This is a genomic window from Lacticaseibacillus parahuelsenbergensis, from assembly GCF_030770265.1.
Classification (GTDB): Bacteria; Bacillota; Bacilli; order Lactobacillales; family Lactobacillaceae; genus Lacticaseibacillus; species Lacticaseibacillus casei.
Map to the genome: position 1 here is coordinate 586481 of NZ_CP132482.1, position 19080 is coordinate 605560.

A 19080-nucleotide genomic window follows, 5' to 3' on the forward strand; every position below is an offset into this window, starting at 1 on the left:
TTAAGGAGGTGCATGATGGGATTTCATAAGAAAGTCATTTATCAGCTGTATCCCAAGTCGTTTTATGACAGCAATGGCGACGGGGTCGGCGATTTGCGTGGCATTATTGACAAGATTGATTATCTTAAGTCATTGCACGTCGACATGATCTGGTTCAATCCATTTTTCGTGTCACCACAATACGATAACGGTTATGATGTTGCCGATTATCGCAACATTGATCCGCGGTTCGGTACGATGGCGGATTTTGACGAATTGGCTAAGAAACTCAAAGAAGCTGGTATCGATATCATGTTGGACATGGTGTTGAATCATACCAGCACGGAACATGAATGGTTCCAGAAGGCGTTGGCTGGCGACAAGCATTATCAAGCCTATTATTATATTCGCCCGCCAAAGCCGGATGGCAGCTTGCCGACTAACTGGGAAAGCAAATTCGGCGGACCAGCGTGGGCACCGTTTGGCGACACCGGCAATTATTATCTGCATTTATATGAACGCCGCCAAGCTGATTTGGATTGGCACAATCCAGCAGTTCGGCAAGAAGCTGCAGCGATTATTAACTTTTGGCGTGCCAGGGGTGTCCACGGATTCCGGTTCGATGTGTTGAACGTGATTGGCAAGGCAGAAAAACTGGTCGATGCACCGCCAAAGGTTGCCAGCAAAACGCTGTACACGGATACGCCGATCGTTCAGGACTATTTGAAGGAATTGGCTGCTAACAGCTTCGGCCAAGACCCTAACAGCGTCACGGTGGGCGAAATGAGTTCGACAACTGTTAAGAACTCAATCGCCTACACGAAGCCGGAAAATCATGAGTTATCCATGGTCTTTCAGTTCCACCACTTGAAGACGGATTACAAGAACGGTGAAAAGTGGACGAAAGAAACGTATGACTTCAATGCATTGCGGGACATTTTGCATACCTGGGGTCAACAGTTGGATCAAGGTGGCGGCTGGCAGGCGCTGTTCTGGAATAACCACGATCAGCCACGGGCACTCAATCGTTTTGGCAACGTTGACAAGTATCGGGTTAAAAGTGCCGAAATGCTTGCTGCGGCGATTCATCTCAGTCGCGGCACTCCATATATCTATATGGGTGAGGAAATCGGCATGACCGATCCGCACTACCATTCAATGGCTGATTACGTGGATATCGAAGCCAAGAATGCTTACAAGGCATTGCTCAAGGAAGGTAAGTCGAAAAAAGAGGCGTTTGCCATCATTTTAGCGAAGGCTCGCGATAACAGTCGGACGCCGATGCAGTGGGATGATTCGGCGAATGCCGGTTTTACCACCGGCACGCCTTGGTTGCGGCCGACGAATCAAAAAGACATCAACGTCAAAGATGAGTTGGCCCATGGTGAGATTTTCCGATTTTATCAAAAGCTTATTGCACTGCGGAAACAATATGACGTGATCAGTGACGGCAGTTATGAACCGTTTGGAACCGACATCGACCGCTTGTATGCGTACGAACGGGTTGCTGGTGCGGATCACCTACTGGTTCTGAATAACTTCAGTGACAAGGCGATCACAGTACCGCTGCCAAATCGATTCCAATCCGCAAAAGTGCTTATTACCAACGAATCAGGATTAATACCAACTGCAACGATGACATTGCCGCCGTACGCGACGATTGCATTGTTGACATCGGAAGAGAATTAAGGAGGAACCAAAAATGGCTGATGAAAAGAAGCTACACATTTTGGCGCCTGTTTCAGGGCTTGCCATGGCGATTACAGACGTCTCCGATCCGGTCTTTTCACAGAAAATGATGGGTGATGGCTTTGGCATTGAACCATCAGATGGTCAGATTGCTGCGCCGGTTGACGGACGCATCATGATGATTGCCGATACCAAGCATGCAATCGGGATTAAAGCCGATGACGGCGCCGAGTTGTTGATTCACTTGGGCATTGATACGGTTGAGTTGAAAGGCGCACCGTTTGAAATCGATACGGCAATGGATGCCAAAGTCAAAGCCGGCGACGTGATTGGCTCCATGGATTTGGATGCAATCAAGAAAGCCGGCAAAAAGACCACTGTCATTGTTGCGATTACCAATACCAATGACGTGGTTGATCATCTTGATGTCACCCCGGGCGAAGTTAAGGTTGGTGAAGAAGTTGCCGTGATGACACCTAAGGCAGCGGCGGCTACATCAACAGCCGCGGCCACGCCAAATAAGAAGGAAAGCAAGTATGCGGCGACTGCCCGCCAGATTATTGCCGATGTCGGCGGGGCGCAGAACGTCAATAGTTTGATTCACTGTATCACCCGGTTGCGGTTTTATCTGAAAGATGAACAAAAGCCGGACGATGACACAGTGCGCAACATTCCGGGCGTCATTGATGTTGCCCGAGCAAACGGCCAGTATCAAGTGGTCATTGGGCAAGCCGTCACTGACGTTTATGATGAAGTCATTAAACAGTTAGGCCCCGGCTACTCTAATGCTGAAGGCACTGCGGAAGCCATTAAAGAAACCCAAGCAGAGGCTAAAGATACCAGCTTCTGGGGCACAATCAAACGTTGGACCCAGGCGTTGATCGGGACGATAACCGGATCCATGATTCCGGTTATCGGACTGTTGGCCGCCAGTGGGATGCTCAAAGGTGTTCTCAACATTATGACCACCTGGTTCCATCTTTCAACAACGGATCCGACATACGTGATTATTAATGCGATGGGCGATGCAGCCTTTTACTTCCTGCCTGTGATCGTCGGTTTCACGGCCGCGCAAAAACTCGGTTCGGATCCGGTTATCGTTGGCATTATCGGTGCGTTCCTGATTTATCCATCAATTGCTAAGATTGCAACGGCTGGTAAAGTTAGTGGTACGTTACTGGGCATGGGGGTCAATGCCAGTTTCTTCGGCTTACCTGTCCACATTGCGAATTACACGTATTCGATTTTCCCGATGATTTTTGCGGCATGGATGGCAGCCAAGCTTGAACCGTGGATCAAGAGCTGGATGCCGCTGGTTCTGCGGATGATTTTCACGCCGCTGGTTGAAATCTTCTTAGTCGGCATGACGGTTGTCTTGGTTGTCGGTCCACTGATCACGGTGCTGTCTGGTGCGATCACATCCGGGATTCAGGCATTGCTCAGCTTGACGCCAATGATTTCCGACGCCATTATTGCCGGTCTGTATCAGGTTCTGGTTATCTTCGGATTGCACTGGGCGGTTATCCCGGTTATTACCGCACAATTGTCTTCGGCACACCCAGAGTCCGTGCTTAACGGCATCGTCTCCATTTCCATGATTGCCCAAGGTGCCGGCGCGTTGGCTGTCTGGGTTAAGACCAAGCACAACCCAGCACTGAAAGGTTTGTCTATTTCCGCGTTCATCAGCGCATGCTGCGGCATCACCGAACCTGCGATGTATGGTGTTAACTTGAAGTATGGCCGGGTCTTCGTCTTTGCTAGTATCGGTGCCGCAATCGGTGGCGTTGTCAATGGCCTGTTAGGTGTTTCGATGTACGGATTCACTGGCAGCTTCATTGGTTTTCCATCATTTGCTGCTCCGGGTTGGGCACACAATCCAGGCAACTTTGCCGGATTCTGGATTGCTTCGGTTGTGACCTTGGTTGCCGCCTTCCTCTTGGTTTACTTCTTCGGTTATAAAGATGCCGATGCCAATGCGGCTAAGGCAGCACCTAAGAAGAAGCGCTTAGGAAAGACAGTTGAATAATGAGTTAAGGCTTCACTGAAAAGTGGTTCAAAATGATAATCGTGTCATTTTGACGAAGAATCAAAGTCTAGTAGTAAACACCGATGTCGTTGGGCATCGGTGTTTTTGCTTGGCAAAAAAGCGAGGCCGATCATGATTGGAGAAACGCCACAAAAATTTGTGCCGATTTCGATAAAAATAACTTGCAGTTGTGGCCAGTTTAAGGCACACTGAAAGTATTCTCATTAAACATTAATTTTTTGTTGGGGGTTGTTAACAAAATTCAAATATGTCAAACAACATGGAATTAAGCGGTACAACATGGACAGAATAATTTAGTGGAAGCTGTCCGTGTGTTCAAACCTAGTTAACTGGCGAAATGTATTGACAAGAGCCTGAATCGATACTGTATGATGGTTCTTACCAAAGTTTCGCTGGCTAGCCTTGGTTTGAACGCTTACTCTGGGCTTTCTCTCAAATAGCGTTTAACCAGCCAAGTGAGAGGAGGTGACAACTTTTGATTAAAACGCATAAGATTAAACTCTATCCCAATGCAACCATGCGGCGTGAACTGGAACGATTGTTTAACTATCGCCGGTTTTGCTGGAATCAAGCCTTAGAAACGTGGAACGCCATGTACGACGCATCTCTGGTAATGGCAGACAAAACGCTGCGGCCTAATGAACGCAAAGTACGGGACGAACTGGTTTGGAACAAAACCTACTGGCAGTATGAGCAGTCAGCCCGAGTTTTACAGCTTGCGGTAAACGATCTAGGTAAGGCTTGGAAGAACTACTTCAATCCGAAGATGCCAGATCACGATAAGCCCAACTGGAAATCTAAGAAACGATCCCGCAAAACGTTCAAAACGGATCGGGCGCAACTTGTGAATGGCAAATTACGTTTGGATAAACCTTATGGTGCTGGTGCCTGGTATGAAAACTAGCCGAGCAACCGCGCTGGCAGGGCGAACTGAAACAAGTTTGCGTCGTTCAAGACGCTGATGGTTACTATGCCTCCTTTTCAATTGAGGTTCAAACTTCTGTTGAAAAGCGGCCGATTCTAACGGTCACTGGGGTTGATGCCAACATCGGCAAGTTTGACTATCAAACGGCAACCGGCTATGCCACTCAACCCACCTTGCCTGAACGTCTGCCAGTGCTTTACGCCCGCATTGCTCATTATCAGCGCCAATTAGCCCGCAAACGGAAAGTAAATCCCAAGCATTTTAACTCCGCGGCTTATCGCACAACGAGAACCAAGTTGAAGCGTCAATACCAACGAGTTGAACGGATTCAAACAGATTTGCTGCAAAAGTTCACGACGATGCTCGTCACTGATTATGACTTAATTGGGATTGAGGACCTGGATAATCACCATATGCGCATGAATAAACGTCTAGCCAAGAACCTGCATCGATCACTGTTTGGTAAGTTCAAAGTGATCATGCAGTACAAGGCTGACTGGTATGGGAATACGTTGGTGCTAGCGGATCGGTTTTACCCCAGTACGCAACGTTGTTCACGATGTGGTTATGTGAAAACGGCTGATGAACGCGTCACACTGAGAGGCAACTTAAAACACCGGACCGGTCACGATGACTATCATTGTTACCAGTGCGGGGTGAAGCTGCGGCGAGACGAAAACGCGGTTGAAAATCTGATGGTTTATGCGAAATCAAAAGTAATGGGGTAGGCTATACCCTTAAAGTTCAGGAGGCGGTCACTGTCATGATGAATTATTTCAGTGTGGGAATACCGTTGTTGACGGGACTAAATGAAATGTAGGGTTGTCAATCAAGAAAGGAAATATATAAAACCTTTATTGGTGTCGAAGAGGCATTCTTCCACATTTTATATAGCAGGGGCCGAGATGTATAGACGGTACAAAGATGTGTCGCTGATTCTGAAAATTGTCATCGGAATTGTTGTTGGGGCAGTGTTAAGGGTACTGGTGCCCTCCTGGTCCTTTATCGATATTTTAGGGAAGTTATTTGTTGGCGCGTTAAAAGCGATCGCGCCATTACTGGTATTTCTGCTGATCATGTCGGCGATTTCAAAATACCGGTCTGGCTCGAAGAACCACTTTGGCACCGTCATTGTGCTTTACTTAAGTGCCACGTTGCTTTCGTCCATTGCGGCGGTTGCTGTTTCTTATCTTTTCCCGATCAAGCTTGTGTTGCCGGGTGCGATGAAAATTGCCGAAAGTGCACCGAAAGATTTAGGCACGGTTGTTTCCGACCTGCTGACCAATGCAGTGGCCAATCCGATTTCTGCGCTGGTTGAAGGCAATTACCTGGCGATTCTATTCTGGTCGTTGCTGATTGGGGCGGGGTTGCGTTTGGCGAGTGGCACAACCAAAAAAGTGGTGACCGAGTTCGCGGAAACCGTCAGCAGCGTGGCGCAAACGGTGATCCAGTTTGCCCCGTTCGGAATTGTCGGTTTGCTGCATGAATCGCTAAGCAAGACGGGCGTTAAAGGCGTCATGGCATATGGCCAGTTGCTCATCTTGCTGGTCGCGACGATGGTATTTGTCTATCTGATCGTGTACCCATTTATGGTGTGGCTGTTGACCCATCAGAATCCATATCCGTTGACGTTTTGGACGTTAAAAGTTAGCGGCATTCCGGCATTCTTCACCCGTAGCGGCGCGGTGAACATTCCGATCAACTTAAAAGCTTGTGAAGACTTAGGCTTGAACAAAGAAAGTTATGCGATTTCGATTCCGCTGGGCGGTTCGGCTAACTCAGGTGGTGCCGCGATCACGGTGTCGATTATGACGCTGGCAACGGCCAATACTATGGGCGTGCACGTCAGCATTTTCCTAGCGTTGCTGCTGTGCTTCTTATCGGCCATTTCGGCAACCGGGGTGTCGGGAATTGCCGGTGGGTCGCTGTTATTAATTCCAATGGCGGCATCGCTGTTTGGAATCTCCAATGACATAGCGATGCAGGTGGTCGGTATCGGCTTCATCATCGGGGTAGTTCAGGACTCCGTGGAAACAGCGGTTAATTCGGCTTCCGATTTGTTGTTTACTGCCACGGCAGAATATGCCGATGATCGCCGTGATGGTCATCCAGTCGATATGCGGGCCGCGGTTAAAGCAGCGGGTAAAGTGAAAGCTAAAGTTGCCAAACCGGTTGAAGAAGAGGGCGAACAGATTTAATTTGCAGCAGTACTTCCAGTTTGAAGCATGGTGTCAGGCATCAACTCAGTCATTTTATAAACTGATGAAAACTGCCCAAGAGACGAAAGAAGTCACTTGGGCAGTTTTTGCGTTTCAACGTTGACACACTTTTTAGCTGTAAAACGTTGATTTAACGGACAAATTGTCTAGCTTAAAAAATTGTAAGGTTATTTTTCCTATGATAACTGATGTCATTAAAAACACAGCGCTTTCCAGCTTTGCTAAAATGTGCTAACCTAGTTTTCATGGATTTTTTATTAACACATTGAAAAGACAGCATTAACTGTTTAATGGAGGTACCGATGGGCAAAGTGTGGCAACGACTGTTTCGAAAAGAGGATCCAAGTGTTTACGAAGATAAAGATTCGCATCTGCCGCGGGTGTTGCGCGTACGTGACTTTCTCGCTTTAGGGGTCGGGACCATTGTGTCGGCGTCAATTTTTACGCTGCCAGGGGTGGTTGCGGCTAAACACGCAGGTCCCGCAGTCTCGATTTCCTTTTTAGTCGCTGCGATTGTAGCAGGGTTGGTGGCGTTTGCGTACGCGGAAATGTCGGCCGCGATGCCGTTTGCCGGCTCGGCTTATTCGTGGATTAATGTGGTGTTCGGCGAGTTCTTCGGCTGGATTGCCGGCTGGGCTTTGTTGGCCGAATACTTTATTGCCGTTGCGTTCGTTGCTTCAGGGTTATCTGCCAATTTTCGTGGCTTGCTGGCGACGATCGGCCTGAATTTTCCGGCGGCGTTGGCCAATCCGTTTGGCACTGACGGCGGGGTTGTCGATCTGGTCGCCGTGGTGGTGATGTTGATGGTCGGCGTTTTGCTGTCACGCGGTGTCTCAAGTGCCGCGCGGGTCGAAAATATTTTGGTGGTCATGAAGGTTTTGGCAATTTTGCTGTTCCTTGTGGTCGGCTTGACCGCGATTCATCCGGAAAACTTCCATCCTTTTTTCCCGAAGTATCACCTGAATGCTGATGGAACACCTTTTGGGGGCTGGCAAGGCATTTACGCCGGCGTTTCCATGATTTTCTTGGCCTATATCGGGTTTGATTCGATTGCCGCGAATTCGGCTGAAGCGATCGATCCGGAGAAAACGATGCCGCGGGGGATTCTTGGCTCGCTGTTAATTGCGGTTTTCCTGTTTGTCTCGGTCGGGCTTGTTTTGTTGGGCATGTTCCCGTATCAGGATTACGCCAACAACGCTGAACCGGTTGGCTGGGCGCTGCGGCACTCCGGTCATGCGGTGGTCGCGACAGTGGTGGAAAGCATCGCGGTTTTGGGGATGTTCACGGCCTTAATCGGCATGGCCATGGCAGGATCCCGGTTGCTTTATAGCTTTGGCCGCGACGGCATGCTGCCACACGGTTTGGGCAAGTTGAACAGCCGCAAGTTGCCGAACATTGCGTTGGCAGTTTTAATCACGATCGGTGTCATTATCGGGGCATTCTTCCCATTTGCGTTCCTGGCACAACTGATTTCCGCCGGCACGCTGATTGCCTTCATGTTCGTCACGCTCGGCATTTATCGCCTCCGTCCGCGTGAAGGCAAGGACATCGCCAAGCCGCGCTTCCAAATGCCGTTGTATCCGGTATTGCCGGCCGTAGCTTTTCTCGGCTCGCTGGTGGTTTTCCTGGGTCTGGATATCCAAGCCAAAATGTACTCCGGCGTCTGGTTCCTGATTGGATGCGCCATCTACTTTCTGTATGGCATGCGGCATTCAGCGCTGACAAAAGGGTCGGTTGTTGAACAGGAAACCGAAGCATTGGAGCAGTCAAAAGAAGACTGAACGCTTAAAAATACGGTTCAAATTAAAAAACGCCCGCAAAGATTTTGTCTTTGTGAGCGTTTTTAATTTGCGTTGATTTATGAGTGGTTACTAAGCTTCCTGAGCCTTCTGGAGATTCTCTTTTAAAATCGCCGCAGAATCTGCTAGGCGCTTATGATCTTCGGCATTCAGATCAAGTTCGATAATGCGTTCCAAACCGTTGGCGCCAAGAATGACAGGAACACCGATCGAAACGCCGCTTAAGCCATACTCACCTTCGAGATGAACGGACATGGCAAATGCTGCGCGGTCGTCATTTAAGAACGCACTGGTTAACCGGGTCAGCGAAGCGGCAATGCCGTAGAAGGTGGCGCCTTTCTTTTCGATGATCCCGTAAGCCGCAGTTTTCACGCGCTCGCTGATTTCAGCAAGGTCACTTTCCTGCCGATTTTTCGGAATCCAGTCAAGAATTGGCTTGCCACCAATATTGGTGTAATCCCAAACCGGAAATTCGGAATCACCATGTTCGCCCATGATATAGCCGTGAACGATGCGGGCATCGATGTTGTAGCGCAAGCCGATTTCCGCTCGTAGTCGCGCCGAATCCAAGGCGGTGCCAGAACCTAATACTTGATTGCGCGGCAAGCCGGATTCCTGCAAAACCAATTCTGCCAGCACATCAACCGGGTTGGAAGCCACCAAAATGAAACCATTGAAGCCGCTTGCCATGATATTGTGGGTGATTTCCTTCATAATCTTGGCGTTAATCGCTAGCAACTCAAGTCGTGTCTGTCCCGGTTTTTGCGCGATCCCCGCAGTAATCACAATAATGTCGGCATATTTGCAGTCTTCATAACTAGCCGCATAAATATTCTTTTGCGACGTGTAAGGCAGTGCGTCCGAAAGATCTTCGACGTCGCCTTGTACCCGTTTTTCATTAACGTCAATGATGCCCAGACTCTGGCCGACGCCGGTTGTGAGACAGTTAAACGCGTAACTTGACCCAATGGCGCCATCACCAATTAAAATAATATTGCCGCGATTTTGCATTCCAAAATTCCTCCTCATAATGATATTGACACCAACGTAGCTATCCGAAGCTGAACAATGACCGTCACCCAACAATGGTCATGGTCAGCTGTTTTTCATGTATCCGATTTCATTGTAACAGATGACAGTTGCGATAACTTGATAAACGTGATTGATGAGTTGAAAATTAGCTCGCGCTTGCACCATAATGCGTTCGCAGTCACAGAAATCTGCGCATAAGGACCTTGGGCGCGATGGCCTAAGCCCGGGCCATCACGCCCAAGGCCACTTACATTCCGGTTTCTAACCGTGCTGGCTCACGCTCGCACCATAACGCGTTCGCCGGCGCAGGAGTCTGCGTGTAAGGACCTTGGTCGCAATGGTCAAAGCCCGACCATCACGCCCAAGGCCGCTTACACTCCGACTCCTGAACGCGCCGGCTTACGCTCAAAAAATTCTTATCAAAATGCCATTTTTCTGTTAACCTTAAAACAACGTCCGTTACGTTTTTCGAGAAAGGTGGTTTCCCATGTCAGCAGCATCTTATGTGCAGTCAGTGCTTGCAACGCTTAAACAGCGCGATCCTAATCAACCGGAATTTTTTGAGGCAGCCTCAACGTTTTTGAAAACGATTACGCCGGTGCTTGAGAAGCATCCGGAGTATGTGAAGGCTAATATACTTGGGCGATTGGTTGAACCGGAGCGGGCGATTCAGTTTGCGGTTCCGTGGCAGGATGACCAAGGAAATGTTCAAGTTAATCGCGGATTTCGGGTCCAGTTTAACTCGGCAATTGGTCCTTACAAAGGCGGCTTGCGCTTGCATCCTTCCGTCAATCTCAGCATCGTGAAATTTTTAGGCTTTGAACAGATTTTCAAAAATAGTTTGACCACTTTGCCGATCGGGGGAGCAAAAGGTGGTTCCGATTTTGATCCGAAAGGGAAGTCGGATGCCGAAGTGATGCGTTTTTGTCAAAGCTTCATGACCGAACTGAGTAAGTATATCGGGCCGGATTTGGATGTGCCGGCTGGGGACATTGGTGTCGGTGCCCGCGAGATTGGGTATCTATACGGTCAATACAAACGGTTAAAAGGGGCGCAACGTGGTGTTCTGACCGGTAAAGGCCTTAGTTATGGCGGCTCGTTGGCGCGGACGGAAGCCACTGGTTATGGGTTGATTTACTACACCGATGAGTTGTTGAAGGCCAATGGCGAAACGCTGGCCGGGAAGCGCGCGGTTATTTCCGGTGCTGGTAACGTTGCGATTCATGCCGCCGAGAAAGCTGAGGCCTTGGGGGTCAAGGTGCTTACTGTTTCCGATTCTAATGGCTATGTGGTTGATGAAAACGGGATTGATGTTGCGGTGGTTAAACAAATCAAGGAAGTTGAGCGCGGTCGCATTAAAGCTTATGCGGACCGGGTGGCTAGTGCACAGTATCATGAAGGTTCGGTTTGGGACGCTAACGATCTTAAGTTCGATCTGGCATTGCCTTGCGCCACGCAAAACGAAATTGATGGTGAACAGGCGGCGCGGTTTAAGGCAGCCGGCGCGATCGCGGTAGCTGAAGGCGCCAATATGCCGAGCAATCCAGACGCCATCGCTGCCTATGCAGATGCCGGAATTTTATACGGACCGGCAAAAGCCGCCAATGCCGGGGGCGTTGCTGTTTCAGCGCTGGAAATGGGGCAGAACTCCCGCCGCGAAAGTGATAGTTTTGAAAAAGTCGATAGCCAACTGCATGAAATCATGCAACACATTTTTAAGGCCAGCGCAGATGCTGCTGACGAATACGGCATGCCCGGTAACTACGAAGCGGGGGCGAACATCGCCGGTTTTCTGAAAGTGGCAGATGCTATGTATGCGCAGGGAATGTAGGCAATTCGTTACGATGGCAAAAGGTGAAATAGTGGATTTAAAGCGCTGAGTTTCCGCATGGCCTCTTCATTGACGAGATCAAAAGGCACGAAAACAACGGCGGTCGGATAATCATGAGGTTATCTGATCGCCGTTTGTTTTATATGTGAGCGTGAGCCAAAAAACTATCAACGTAGCAGCCGTCTATAAAACGGTACTTGGCATCAAATCCTGTTCTTTCCTACATCAAAAGCCGCGCCACTGATGGATCAAGTTCAATCAGTTGCATGAGCCGACGAGCCGGCCCATTTGGTTTACTGCGGTTCGTTTCCCAAGCCTGAACGGTACGAGGAGAAGCCGCCATAATTTGGGCGAAGACGAGTTGCGTTGCCGGTATTTGCTGACGAATTTTCTTGATTTCTTCACCGGTAAACTCAGGCGGTGTTGGTAGATGTCGCTCATGTCGTTCGACGCCAGGATCATGTCCGTCTAGTAGCTGATTGAGTTCTTCAATACTTTTTTCGAGTGTACTTTTAGTCATATTATTCACCTTTTCTTGAGACGTTGAACAACTTTTTTCAACGCTGCTGCTTGCGAAAATAAGGCGGATCATGAAATTAGCGCCATTGTTCCACCCTGCTACGTTTTGATAGTATACGATTTTATGGTATGTGTCGACTCATATTATCCATTTTGCGATGCTTAAGCACGACGCACGATGAAGCCACAATGACAAATTCCTAGAAGGAGATGACGGCATCAAAAAAGGCTCGGAATTCCGAGCCTTTTTGCTACGGTGACAACTAAATCACCGTATTGGTTAATTCGATTGAACCTAGACGCGACTAATCGTGATAGACGCCCTCGGCCCATTTTTCGTTTTCTTCATCAAAAAAGTGCGGATTATCTTTTTGATCAGGGTTTGGTTTGGCAATGTGGTCAATTTCTTTGATCAGTTCCGCATTTTCTGGCGTTTCTTTGTAGGTGGCGTCCAGATAGGCCTTGATGATATCGTATGCCAGATGTTCACCGATGCTGGCACCGCCGAAGCCCAATACGTTCGCATTTAATTGTTCGCGAGCATATTTGGCTGCTGCGGCGTCGTTCACCATGGCAGCGCGAATGCCTTCGTTTTTATTGGCGGCCATGGTAATGCCGCTGCCGTCGCCACACAAAACAATGCCTAGATCAGCACGACCATCGGCGACATCTTCAGCAACCTTCTTGCCATAAATCGGATAGTGCGTCCGGACGGTGTCGTAGGTGCCTTCATCAATAACTTGATAGCCAGCATGCTTTAAAAAATTCGAGATCTTAATCTTCATGTAAGTCACAATATGATCATTACCTAAAGAAATAATCATGGGGGCAGACTTCCTTTCTTCCAAAGTTAGATCATTTTCGCAAGCATATCGAGTCGAACCTGGTGGCGACCGTCAACGTATTCCGCATCTAGATAACGTTGAATCAGGCCGAGCGCCCGATCTAGGCCGATAAGTCCAGTACCGATCGCAATGGCTTTGGCACCATTATGTTCGGCAGTTTGATGCGCAGCGGTTTCGTCACCCACATTGGTTGCGACCATACCCTTGACTTTGGTAGAAGCCATTGTTGAGCCAACGCCGTAACGGTCAAACATCAAGCCTTTATGCGCCTTACCTGCCATCACTTCTTTGGTCACAGCCAAAGCAGACTCGACAAAGTTCTTCGCTGGTTGCGGCGTTACATCAATGACATGGTAGTCACGCTGCTTGAGATAGTCCTTGACCTGTTCCTTCATGGCAAAACCGTCCTGATCAGCACCAATCACAACATCCAAAATTGTCACTCCTTTGATTAATTGAATAGCATTTGTGACTCAGATACTGGCGGGGCAAGCTGATCGTTTTGAAGAAAGTCAGTGGGGGAGAGCACCCGAAGAAAAAAGTTATAAGCAATTTTTTACGGAATGTTTATATTTGTTTCTGTGTGTTCACTTGTGTTTCATTCGTCAACCACAATGTAGCATCGAATCTTTTTAGTGTAAAGGCCTAAAATACAGTTTCTAGTTAGAAGAGGAAGTTTTAGCACGTCTTAAGTTGATGGAAAAATTGAATCGAGCTACACGTAAAAGTGTGATGTGGTTTGATTCGTTTACAGGGTAAATCACTGTCATCAGATTGATGGGTAATTTTCCAACTAATAAAATCAAGTTGCTATGCACATTGGTCTAGACTAATTGCTCTGCTGGCAAACCCGACTTTCTTGCAAGTGAGCGCTTTCAGCAAATTAATCGCGATTAATTTGCAAAAAAATTAGTTTTTTTTTGCTGGACGTGTTATAGTCTATTCATGGTAATACTTGAACGGGAAACATCATGTAACATGAATTTCCTTTTTAGGATTACGGTTGTCTGTTGTTGTTAGTTTTGAAAAGGAGATTCACTTTCATGCAAAAAGGTACAGTTAAATGGTTCAACGCTGATAAGGGTTACGGCTTCATCACTGGTGAAGACGGCCAAGATGTCTTTGTACACTTCAGCGCCATCAACGGCGAAGGCTACAAGAGTCTTGACGAAGGTCAGGCTGTTTCCTACGATGTAGAACAATCTGATCGTGGCCCTCAGGCTGCTAACGTTACCAAGCTTTAATTCTTGGTTCGTTAAAAAAGGATCCACCTAGGAAACTAGGTGGATTTTTTTTACGCTAGGGAGCGCGTTATAAAACACAACAGTCAACAATGCCATTGCCGCCAATAGAAAGCCCCAAGAACAGACTTGGATCCCCTGACACAAACTCACCGCTCCAACGTCAATCGCCAGACACTGGTCAAAACCCAACAAGCAAAAGGCATTGCCGCAAGAAACAAACCAATGAAAATAATACCCGGTGCATCGCCACTTTTGGCCCACGCATAGGAGAGCGACAGACTGATGACGGCCACAATGATTGTGATGGCGCCGAGAAGCCATTGCAACCGACGAACCAACTGACGAGCCGCTTGCGGTGCCCGAACTAATTGCCACAGTGTGACAACACAGGCGAAGATACCGGCAAGCGTCACCCAACCGCCGATCAAGGTGATGATGAGTGCGACTGTGATTCGGGACGTGAGCACTAATAAAATGGTGGCCCAGACGCCAGTCGCCAGAAAAGCGATGCTGCCTAACCACATACAAAGCGCCAATCCTAAATGATGCGTTGTTTGTCCGTTACCTTGCTTGATCATCCTTACCATCTCCACTTATGGTCAAGTGTAACGCGCACGGTGGATTAAGGTTTTGAGACACAGGATTCTTGACGGAAAAATAAAAAAAGTACGCCAAAGTCTCGGAAGATTCCTGGCGTACTTTTTTGCTTAAGCGAATGTAGACGAAGAACGGCTATTACCGCTCATTATTCACCTAACGTCGGCTCATCGGTGAACTCGTCAACAATTCGGAAGCTGACATTTTCGTTTTCTTTTAACAGTTTAGCGACTGGGCACTCATCTAATGCCTGGGTCACAATTTTTTGTGCTTCTTCGCGTGTGTGACTTGGCATGAGAATTTGCGCGTCGACAATGAATTTGTAGCCGATTTTGTCGCGCTCAATGTCCACTCGGGTGCGTAGTTGCGAATCTTCCGCGGTGCCTTCACGATGCTGGACGATGCGAATCGTTGCGTTGAAACAAGTGGACAGGGCAAATGCAATGAATTGCTCCGGATTGGTGCCAGGAGCGTCCAGAAGCGAACTGGAAACACCAAGGGCTAACCCTTGATTGCCTTCGACATAACTTTCACCGACTAAACCATTTTCGTTGCGGACATAGGTATGATACAAAGATCGTTCTGCCATGCTATCCATCCTTTCTTGTTTTAAAGCTTTCACCGTGAGTATACCATGGAACCGCTTAATTTGCGGGCAATGTGTCTCGGATAAAAAACGGGCGGATCCGTTTCTGATTAGGCCAGTGGCGTCAGGCGGACAACTTTCGTGGCAATTTTATTGATAAAATGCTCGTCGTGTTCCACAAATAGCATTGTTGGTTGATAGCGAGTGATCGCGGCCATGATCTGGTCTTGATTGTAAGTGTCCAGATAATTGAGCGGCTCGTCCCAAATATACAAGGAGGCTGGGGTTGCAAGCGAACGCGCAACTTCGACTTTCTTTTGCTGGCCCATACTAAGATGTTCGATCGGCGTGACAAAATCGGCGCGCGGCATCCCGAGCTTACGCAAGTTGTTAAGCAAAACTTCGAGGCTGAGGTGCCGCTTTTCGGCAAAGTTCGGTAGTAACCCGCGATTGTCAGGATATTGCTGGCGCACCAAACTCAAAGCAACCGGCGCCAAGGTCAGAAGCCCGGTTTGATTGCCGGTAAAATGGCCCAGTAAAGCACGGATCAACGTCGATTTACCGCTGCCATTTTCACCGACGATCGCCACTCGGTCGCCGGGGTGCAACGTAAATGAAATTGGCTGGAAAAGCGGCTGATCATAACCGACTTGAACATTTTCGGCCACAATCAAATGGTGATGATGGGTTGGTTGTGGCGCCATGGTGAGTGGATCGACTTTCTCCAAATTTTTAAGCAACTGTTCTTTTGCCGCAATTTCCTTATCCATGCGGTGTTCCAGGTTTTTGCTTTTTTTCATGGTTCTTGCTGCCCGGGCGCTGATGAAGCCGCGGGTGTTATTGTGCCCGCTATCTTTTTCGTGGCGCTTGCCGTAAACGCTGCGTTCTTTATTTTCAGCCCAAACTTTTTTGGCGTGGGCAGTTTGCTTCAAGCGGCTGATTTCAGTTTTTAGCTGAGCATTTTGCGCGAGTTCGGTTTGATCCTGCCGCTGCTTTTCCGTGGTAAAGGTGCTGTAGTTGCCTTGGTAAAGCGTGATTTTTTGGCGCTCGATGGCCAGCGTATGGTCGGTGACAGCGTCGAGAAAATCCCGGTCGTGACTGACCACAATGAAGCCCGGCTTTTGTTTTAGGTAGGCAGCGACTTGGCGGCGGCTGCGTAAGTCGAGATGATTGGTCGGCTCATCAATGAGCGCAAAGCCATCGTCTTGGATGAAGAGCAAGGCAAGCCGGACCTTGGTTTGCTCACCGCCAGATAGATCCTGAAACGGCCGCCACAAAATATCAGGGTCGGCATGCAACAAATTAAGTTCGCGTTCCAGTTGCCACTGAGCCACGTCCTGGGAGGCTTGTGCTGCGTGAAGTGTCAGTTGGCTCTCGTCCAGCGCTTGCGGAAAATAGCGCAAAGGCACGGGAACCGTGATCGTTCCGCGGTAATCCAGTTGCTGCTGCAATAACCGCAGCAACGTGGTTTTACCGCGGCCGTTACGACCAACCAAGCCAAGGTGCCAACCAGTATCGAGGTTAAATCCGGCATCGCTAAAAAGCGGTGCCTGGCCGTCATAGGCAAAATAAAGGTGTTTGATTTGAATCGTTGACATACAGCCACGTCCTTTCGCGGATATGCCTGTGCTATCAGAAGAAAGATCAGCTGACTTTTTGAGTTTTTTGGGGGTACGCAGTGGCGTGCGATGGCGTAACTGAAAACGCCTGGCAATTCATGCCCAGCTTTCCGTAACGCGTTCACCGGCGCAGGAGCCTGCGTGTAAGGACCTTGGTCGCAATGGCAAAGAGCGCCATCACGCCCAAGGCCACTTACACTCCGGTTCCTGAGCGCGCCGGTTCACGCTCATAAAAAAAAACCCCAAATAATTCAGGGCTGATCAAAATAAACGGAGTCTCCGCCATTGATCAAGCCCAATTGTCAAAAAGTCCGCACTGACCCCGTTGCTGAGAACAGGACTTGGACATTTTCAACAATTGGCTTACTTCAATGGACAGACCTCACTTTCGGTTTAACGTTGTTTTTAAATTAGCACGGCTGGACCGGTTCGTCAACTTTTAACGGCTTCAGCGATTGGCGTGTTGCCACTGGCGATTTTGATTGTTTCGCGATGGCGGTTGCTGTCTAAAGCAGCGACGAGGACATCGGCGACATCGGCCCGTGGAATGGTCGACGGCCGTTGCGGTTGTAACGTGATGGTGCCTTGCGCCGGATCGTTGGTGAGAGCGGTTGGCTGGACAATGACATAGTCCAGATCAGTGTTATGAATCAGCCACTCATCAGCGTAATACTTGGCAATATAATAATCGTGCAGCTCTTCCGGCCATTTTGCGGGATCCTCGGCATCCAGCGCACTTAACATAATGAAGCGGCCAATATCATCGGCTTCGGCCGCTTTCATGGTTTTAATTGCACCGTCGAGATCCACGCCGAGCAAATCCTTTCCCCGTGACCCGGCAGCAAAGATAACGGCATCGTGGCCGGCAAAAAGTTCCGTCAAGCGTGAGACCGGCCATGCGAGATTAAGTTCGACTGCCCGAAAATTTTTCTGCGGATCAGGCGTCTGGGTGAGCGGATCGCGATAACCGCCAGTTACGGTATCGCCGCGATCCAAAAGTTTGTGCACCAAAAGCTGGCCAATCTGACCATGGGCACCGACAACAAAGATTTTCACAACAAAGGTCCTTTCCTGAAAAATAGTTGTTATCAGTATAACGTTTTTTATTGAGGCATGAAAGCGCTCGCCGAATTTTTTAGACTAAGCGACGCTCAAGACCGGCAGTGTGCTAGGTTTAAATTATTTCAAGCGGAATATGGTGACGCGGTGCCGGGAACGCTTGGTCAAACAGCGCTAGTTCATCCGGCGTAAATGTAACGTCGGCAGCTGCGATATTTTCGGCCATGTGGCTCACTTCGCCGGTACGCGGGATCGACAGCACATCACCATTACGCAGTACCCACGCCAGCATAAGCTGATGGGTTGAAACGCCCTTGGCTTTGGCCAGATCCACGAGCTCCGGGGTCAACTTGATTGACTTACCACTGCCGGAACCATAAGGCGAGTAGCCAATCGCCGTGATGCCGGCTTGCTTTTGACGTGGTAGGAGGTCATATTCAATGCCGCGTGATTGCAAATTGTATAACACTTCGTTAGCGGCAACTTGATCGCCACCGGGTTCCATCGTGAGCTGATCCATGTCGTCAACATCAAAATTGGAAACACCGTATTGGCGAATCAGGCCTTCTTTTTTCAATTCCTGGAGGCCTTCAAGCGTTTCTGCTAACGGGGTTGCCCCACGCCAATGCAACAAGTAGAGATCGAGGTAATCGGTTTTAAGGCGGGACAGGCTATTGGTCAGCGCCGTCCGCATTTGCTTTTTGTCTGCATGGGACGGGTAGAACTTGGAAATCAAATAAATCTCACTCCGGTTGTAATCACCCAGAAAACCGCCGATCAGGGATTCCGCAGCGCCATTCCCGTACATTTCCGCAGTATCAATCACGTTCAAGCCGTGATCCAGCCCGTATTTTAAGGCTTCGGTTTCACGAGCACTCTGCGCAGCGTTGCCTTCGCCTAGATACCAAGTACCCATGCCCACAATTGGTACCGTGACGTCGCCAATATTGATCGTTTTCATAAAAGCAACCTTCCTTTCTTCCTACAAGTCCATTATACAAACTAGTGAAGAAATAAAAACATGATCGGAAAAATGGAACAAAAGATGAGAACGCGGCTTCTTTTAAAAGTGAAAAAATGCAAATTTTTC

15 protein-coding genes and 1 pseudogene are annotated in these 19080 nt (G+C 48.7%); 7 read left to right on the plus strand and 9 right to left on the minus strand.

All coding sequences use genetic code 11. The annotated features are described in order from the left end of the window. The first annotated feature begins 15 nt into the window (after window positions 1-15). The 5 genes and pseudogenes from treC (at window position 16) to LACPH_RS02805 (ending at window position 8640) form a co-directional block, all read left to right on the plus strand. The gene (treC, locus tag LACPH_RS02785) at window positions 16-1668 is read left to right on the plus strand and encodes an alpha,alpha-phosphotrehalase (RefSeq protein WP_274784427.1); all 1653 of its coding nucleotides are present in this window, start codon (window positions 16-18) and stop codon (window positions 1666-1668) included. 13 nt (window positions 1669-1681) lie between these two features. Continuing rightward, window positions 1682-3694: a PTS sugar transporter subunit IIABC gene (locus LACPH_RS02790; protein WP_274784428.1), complete on the plus strand. Its 2013-nt coding sequence runs from the start codon at window positions 1682-1684 to the stop codon at window positions 3692-3694. Between the two features lie 496 nt (window positions 3695-4190). Then, window positions 4191-5368, plus strand: a pseudogene (locus LACPH_RS02795) (RNA-guided endonuclease InsQ/TnpB family protein). 177 nt (window positions 5369-5545) lie between these two features. Next, window positions 5546-6838, plus strand: coding sequence for a serine/threonine transporter SstT (gene sstT, locus LACPH_RS02800; protein ID WP_306387244.1), 1293 nt, complete (start codon window positions 5546-5548; stop codon window positions 6836-6838). Window positions 6839-7161: 323 nt separating this feature from the next. Continuing rightward, window positions 7162-8640: an APC family permease gene (locus tag LACPH_RS02805; RefSeq protein ID WP_025012772.1), complete on the plus strand. Its 1479-nt coding sequence runs from the start codon at window positions 7162-7164 to the stop codon at window positions 8638-8640. 90 nt (window positions 8641-8730) lie between these two features. Here LACPH_RS02805 and LACPH_RS02810 read toward each other — a convergent pair whose 3' ends face one another. Beyond that, on the minus strand, window positions 8731-9669 hold the full coding sequence (locus LACPH_RS02810; protein WP_049170919.1) for an L-lactate dehydrogenase: 939 nt from the start codon (window positions 9667-9669) through the stop codon (window positions 8731-8733). A gap of 508 nt (window positions 9670-10177) precedes the next feature. On the opposite strand from LACPH_RS02810, the gene gdhA reads away from it, so the two are divergent. Beyond that, entirely contained in the window at window positions 10178-11521 is a 1344-nt protein-coding gene (gene gdhA / locus LACPH_RS02815) for an NADP-specific glutamate dehydrogenase (RefSeq protein ID WP_274784430.1), read from the plus strand. A gap of 220 nt (window positions 11522-11741) precedes the next feature. On the opposite strand, the gene LACPH_RS02820 is transcribed toward gdhA, so the two are convergent. The 3 genes from LACPH_RS02820 to lacA all read right to left on the minus strand — a co-directional run bounded on the left by LACPH_RS02820 (window position 11742) and on the right by lacA (window position 13319). After that, on the minus strand, window positions 11742-12041 hold the full coding sequence (locus LACPH_RS02820; protein ID WP_274784431.1) for a helix-turn-helix domain-containing protein: 300 nt from the start codon (window positions 12039-12041) through the stop codon (window positions 11742-11744). A 304-nt stretch (window positions 12042-12345) separates the two neighbouring features. Further along, window positions 12346-12864 (minus strand): galactose-6-phosphate isomerase subunit LacB, encoded by a 519-nt coding sequence (gene lacB / locus LACPH_RS02825; RefSeq protein WP_087911608.1) that lies wholly within the window; start codon window positions 12862-12864, stop codon window positions 12346-12348. A gap of 26 nt (window positions 12865-12890) precedes the next feature. Further along, window positions 12891-13319, minus strand: coding sequence for a galactose-6-phosphate isomerase subunit LacA (gene lacA / locus LACPH_RS02830; RefSeq protein WP_049170931.1), 429 nt, complete (start codon window positions 13317-13319; stop codon window positions 12891-12893). Window positions 13320-13928: 609 nt separating this feature from the next. Here lacA and LACPH_RS02835 point away from each other — a divergent pair. Next, window positions 13929-14129: a cold-shock protein gene (locus LACPH_RS02835; protein ID WP_003563620.1), complete on the plus strand. Its 201-nt coding sequence runs from the start codon at window positions 13929-13931 to the stop codon at window positions 14127-14129. A gap of 146 nt (window positions 14130-14275) precedes the next feature. On the opposite strand, the gene LACPH_RS02840 is transcribed toward LACPH_RS02835, so the two are convergent. The 5 genes from LACPH_RS02840 to LACPH_RS02860 form a co-directional block, all read right to left on the minus strand. Beyond that, the gene (locus tag LACPH_RS02840; RefSeq protein ID WP_274784432.1) at window positions 14276-14707 is read right to left on the minus strand and encodes a hypothetical protein; all 432 of its coding nucleotides are present in this window, start codon (window positions 14705-14707) and stop codon (window positions 14276-14278) included. A 167-nt stretch (window positions 14708-14874) separates the two neighbouring features. Continuing rightward, window positions 14875-15315 (minus strand): OsmC family protein, encoded by a 441-nt coding sequence (locus LACPH_RS02845; protein ID WP_025012766.1) that lies wholly within the window; start codon window positions 15313-15315, stop codon window positions 14875-14877. Window positions 15316-15422: 107 nt separating this feature from the next. Then, a complete protein-coding gene (abc-f, locus tag LACPH_RS02850; RefSeq protein ID WP_274784433.1) occupies window positions 15423-16910 on the minus strand; it encodes a ribosomal protection-like ABC-F family protein in 1488 nt (495 codons plus the stop codon). A 453-nt stretch (window positions 16911-17363) separates the two neighbouring features. Continuing rightward, window positions 17364-17987, minus strand: coding sequence for an SDR family oxidoreductase (locus tag LACPH_RS02855; RefSeq protein WP_274784434.1), 624 nt, complete (start codon window positions 17985-17987; stop codon window positions 17364-17366). Between the two features lie 118 nt (window positions 17988-18105). After that, complete coding sequence (locus LACPH_RS02860; RefSeq protein ID WP_274784435.1) at window positions 18106-18951, minus strand: aldo/keto reductase; 846 nt, start codon at window positions 18949-18951, stop codon at window positions 18106-18108. Window positions 18952-19080 lie beyond the last annotated feature (129 nt).

Coding starts and splice junctions, on each gene's coding strand:
- LACPH_RS02860 (WP_274784435.1), bottom strand. CDS start 18,951: ATGAAAACGATCAATATTGGCGACGTCACGGTACCAATTGTGGGCATG.
- sstT (WP_306387244.1), top strand. CDS start 5,546: ATGTATAGACGGTACAAAGATGTGTCGCTGATTCTGAAAATTGTCATC.
- LACPH_RS02810 (WP_049170919.1), bottom strand. CDS start 9,669: ATGCAAAATCGCGGCAATATTATTTTAATTGGTGATGGCGCCATTGGG.
- abc-f (WP_274784433.1), bottom strand. CDS start 16,910: ATGTCAACGATTCAAATCAAACACCTTTATTTTGCCTATGACGGCCAG.
- LACPH_RS02840 (WP_274784432.1), bottom strand. CDS start 14,707: ATGATCAAGCAAGGTAACGGACAAACAACGCATCATTTAGGATTGGCG.
- gdhA (WP_274784430.1), top strand. CDS start 10,178: ATGTCAGCAGCATCTTATGTGCAGTCAGTGCTTGCAACGCTTAAACAG.
- LACPH_RS02805 (WP_025012772.1), top strand. CDS start 7,162: ATGGGCAAAGTGTGGCAACGACTGTTTCGAAAAGAGGATCCAAGTGTT.
- LACPH_RS02790 (WP_274784428.1), top strand. CDS start 1,682: ATGGCTGATGAAAAGAAGCTACACATTTTGGCGCCTGTTTCAGGGCTT.
- LACPH_RS02835 (WP_003563620.1), top strand. CDS start 13,929: ATGCAAAAAGGTACAGTTAAATGGTTCAACGCTGATAAGGGTTACGGC.
- LACPH_RS02845 (WP_025012766.1), bottom strand. CDS start 15,315: ATGGCAGAACGATCTTTGTATCATACCTATGTCCGCAACGAAAATGGT.
- LACPH_RS02820 (WP_274784431.1), bottom strand. CDS start 12,041: ATGACTAAAAGTACACTCGAAAAAAGTATTGAAGAACTCAATCAGCTA.
- lacB (WP_087911608.1), bottom strand. CDS start 12,864: ATGATTATTTCTTTAGGTAATGATCATATTGTGACTTACATGAAGATT.
- treC (WP_274784427.1), top strand. CDS start 16: ATGGGATTTCATAAGAAAGTCATTTATCAGCTGTATCCCAAGTCGTTT.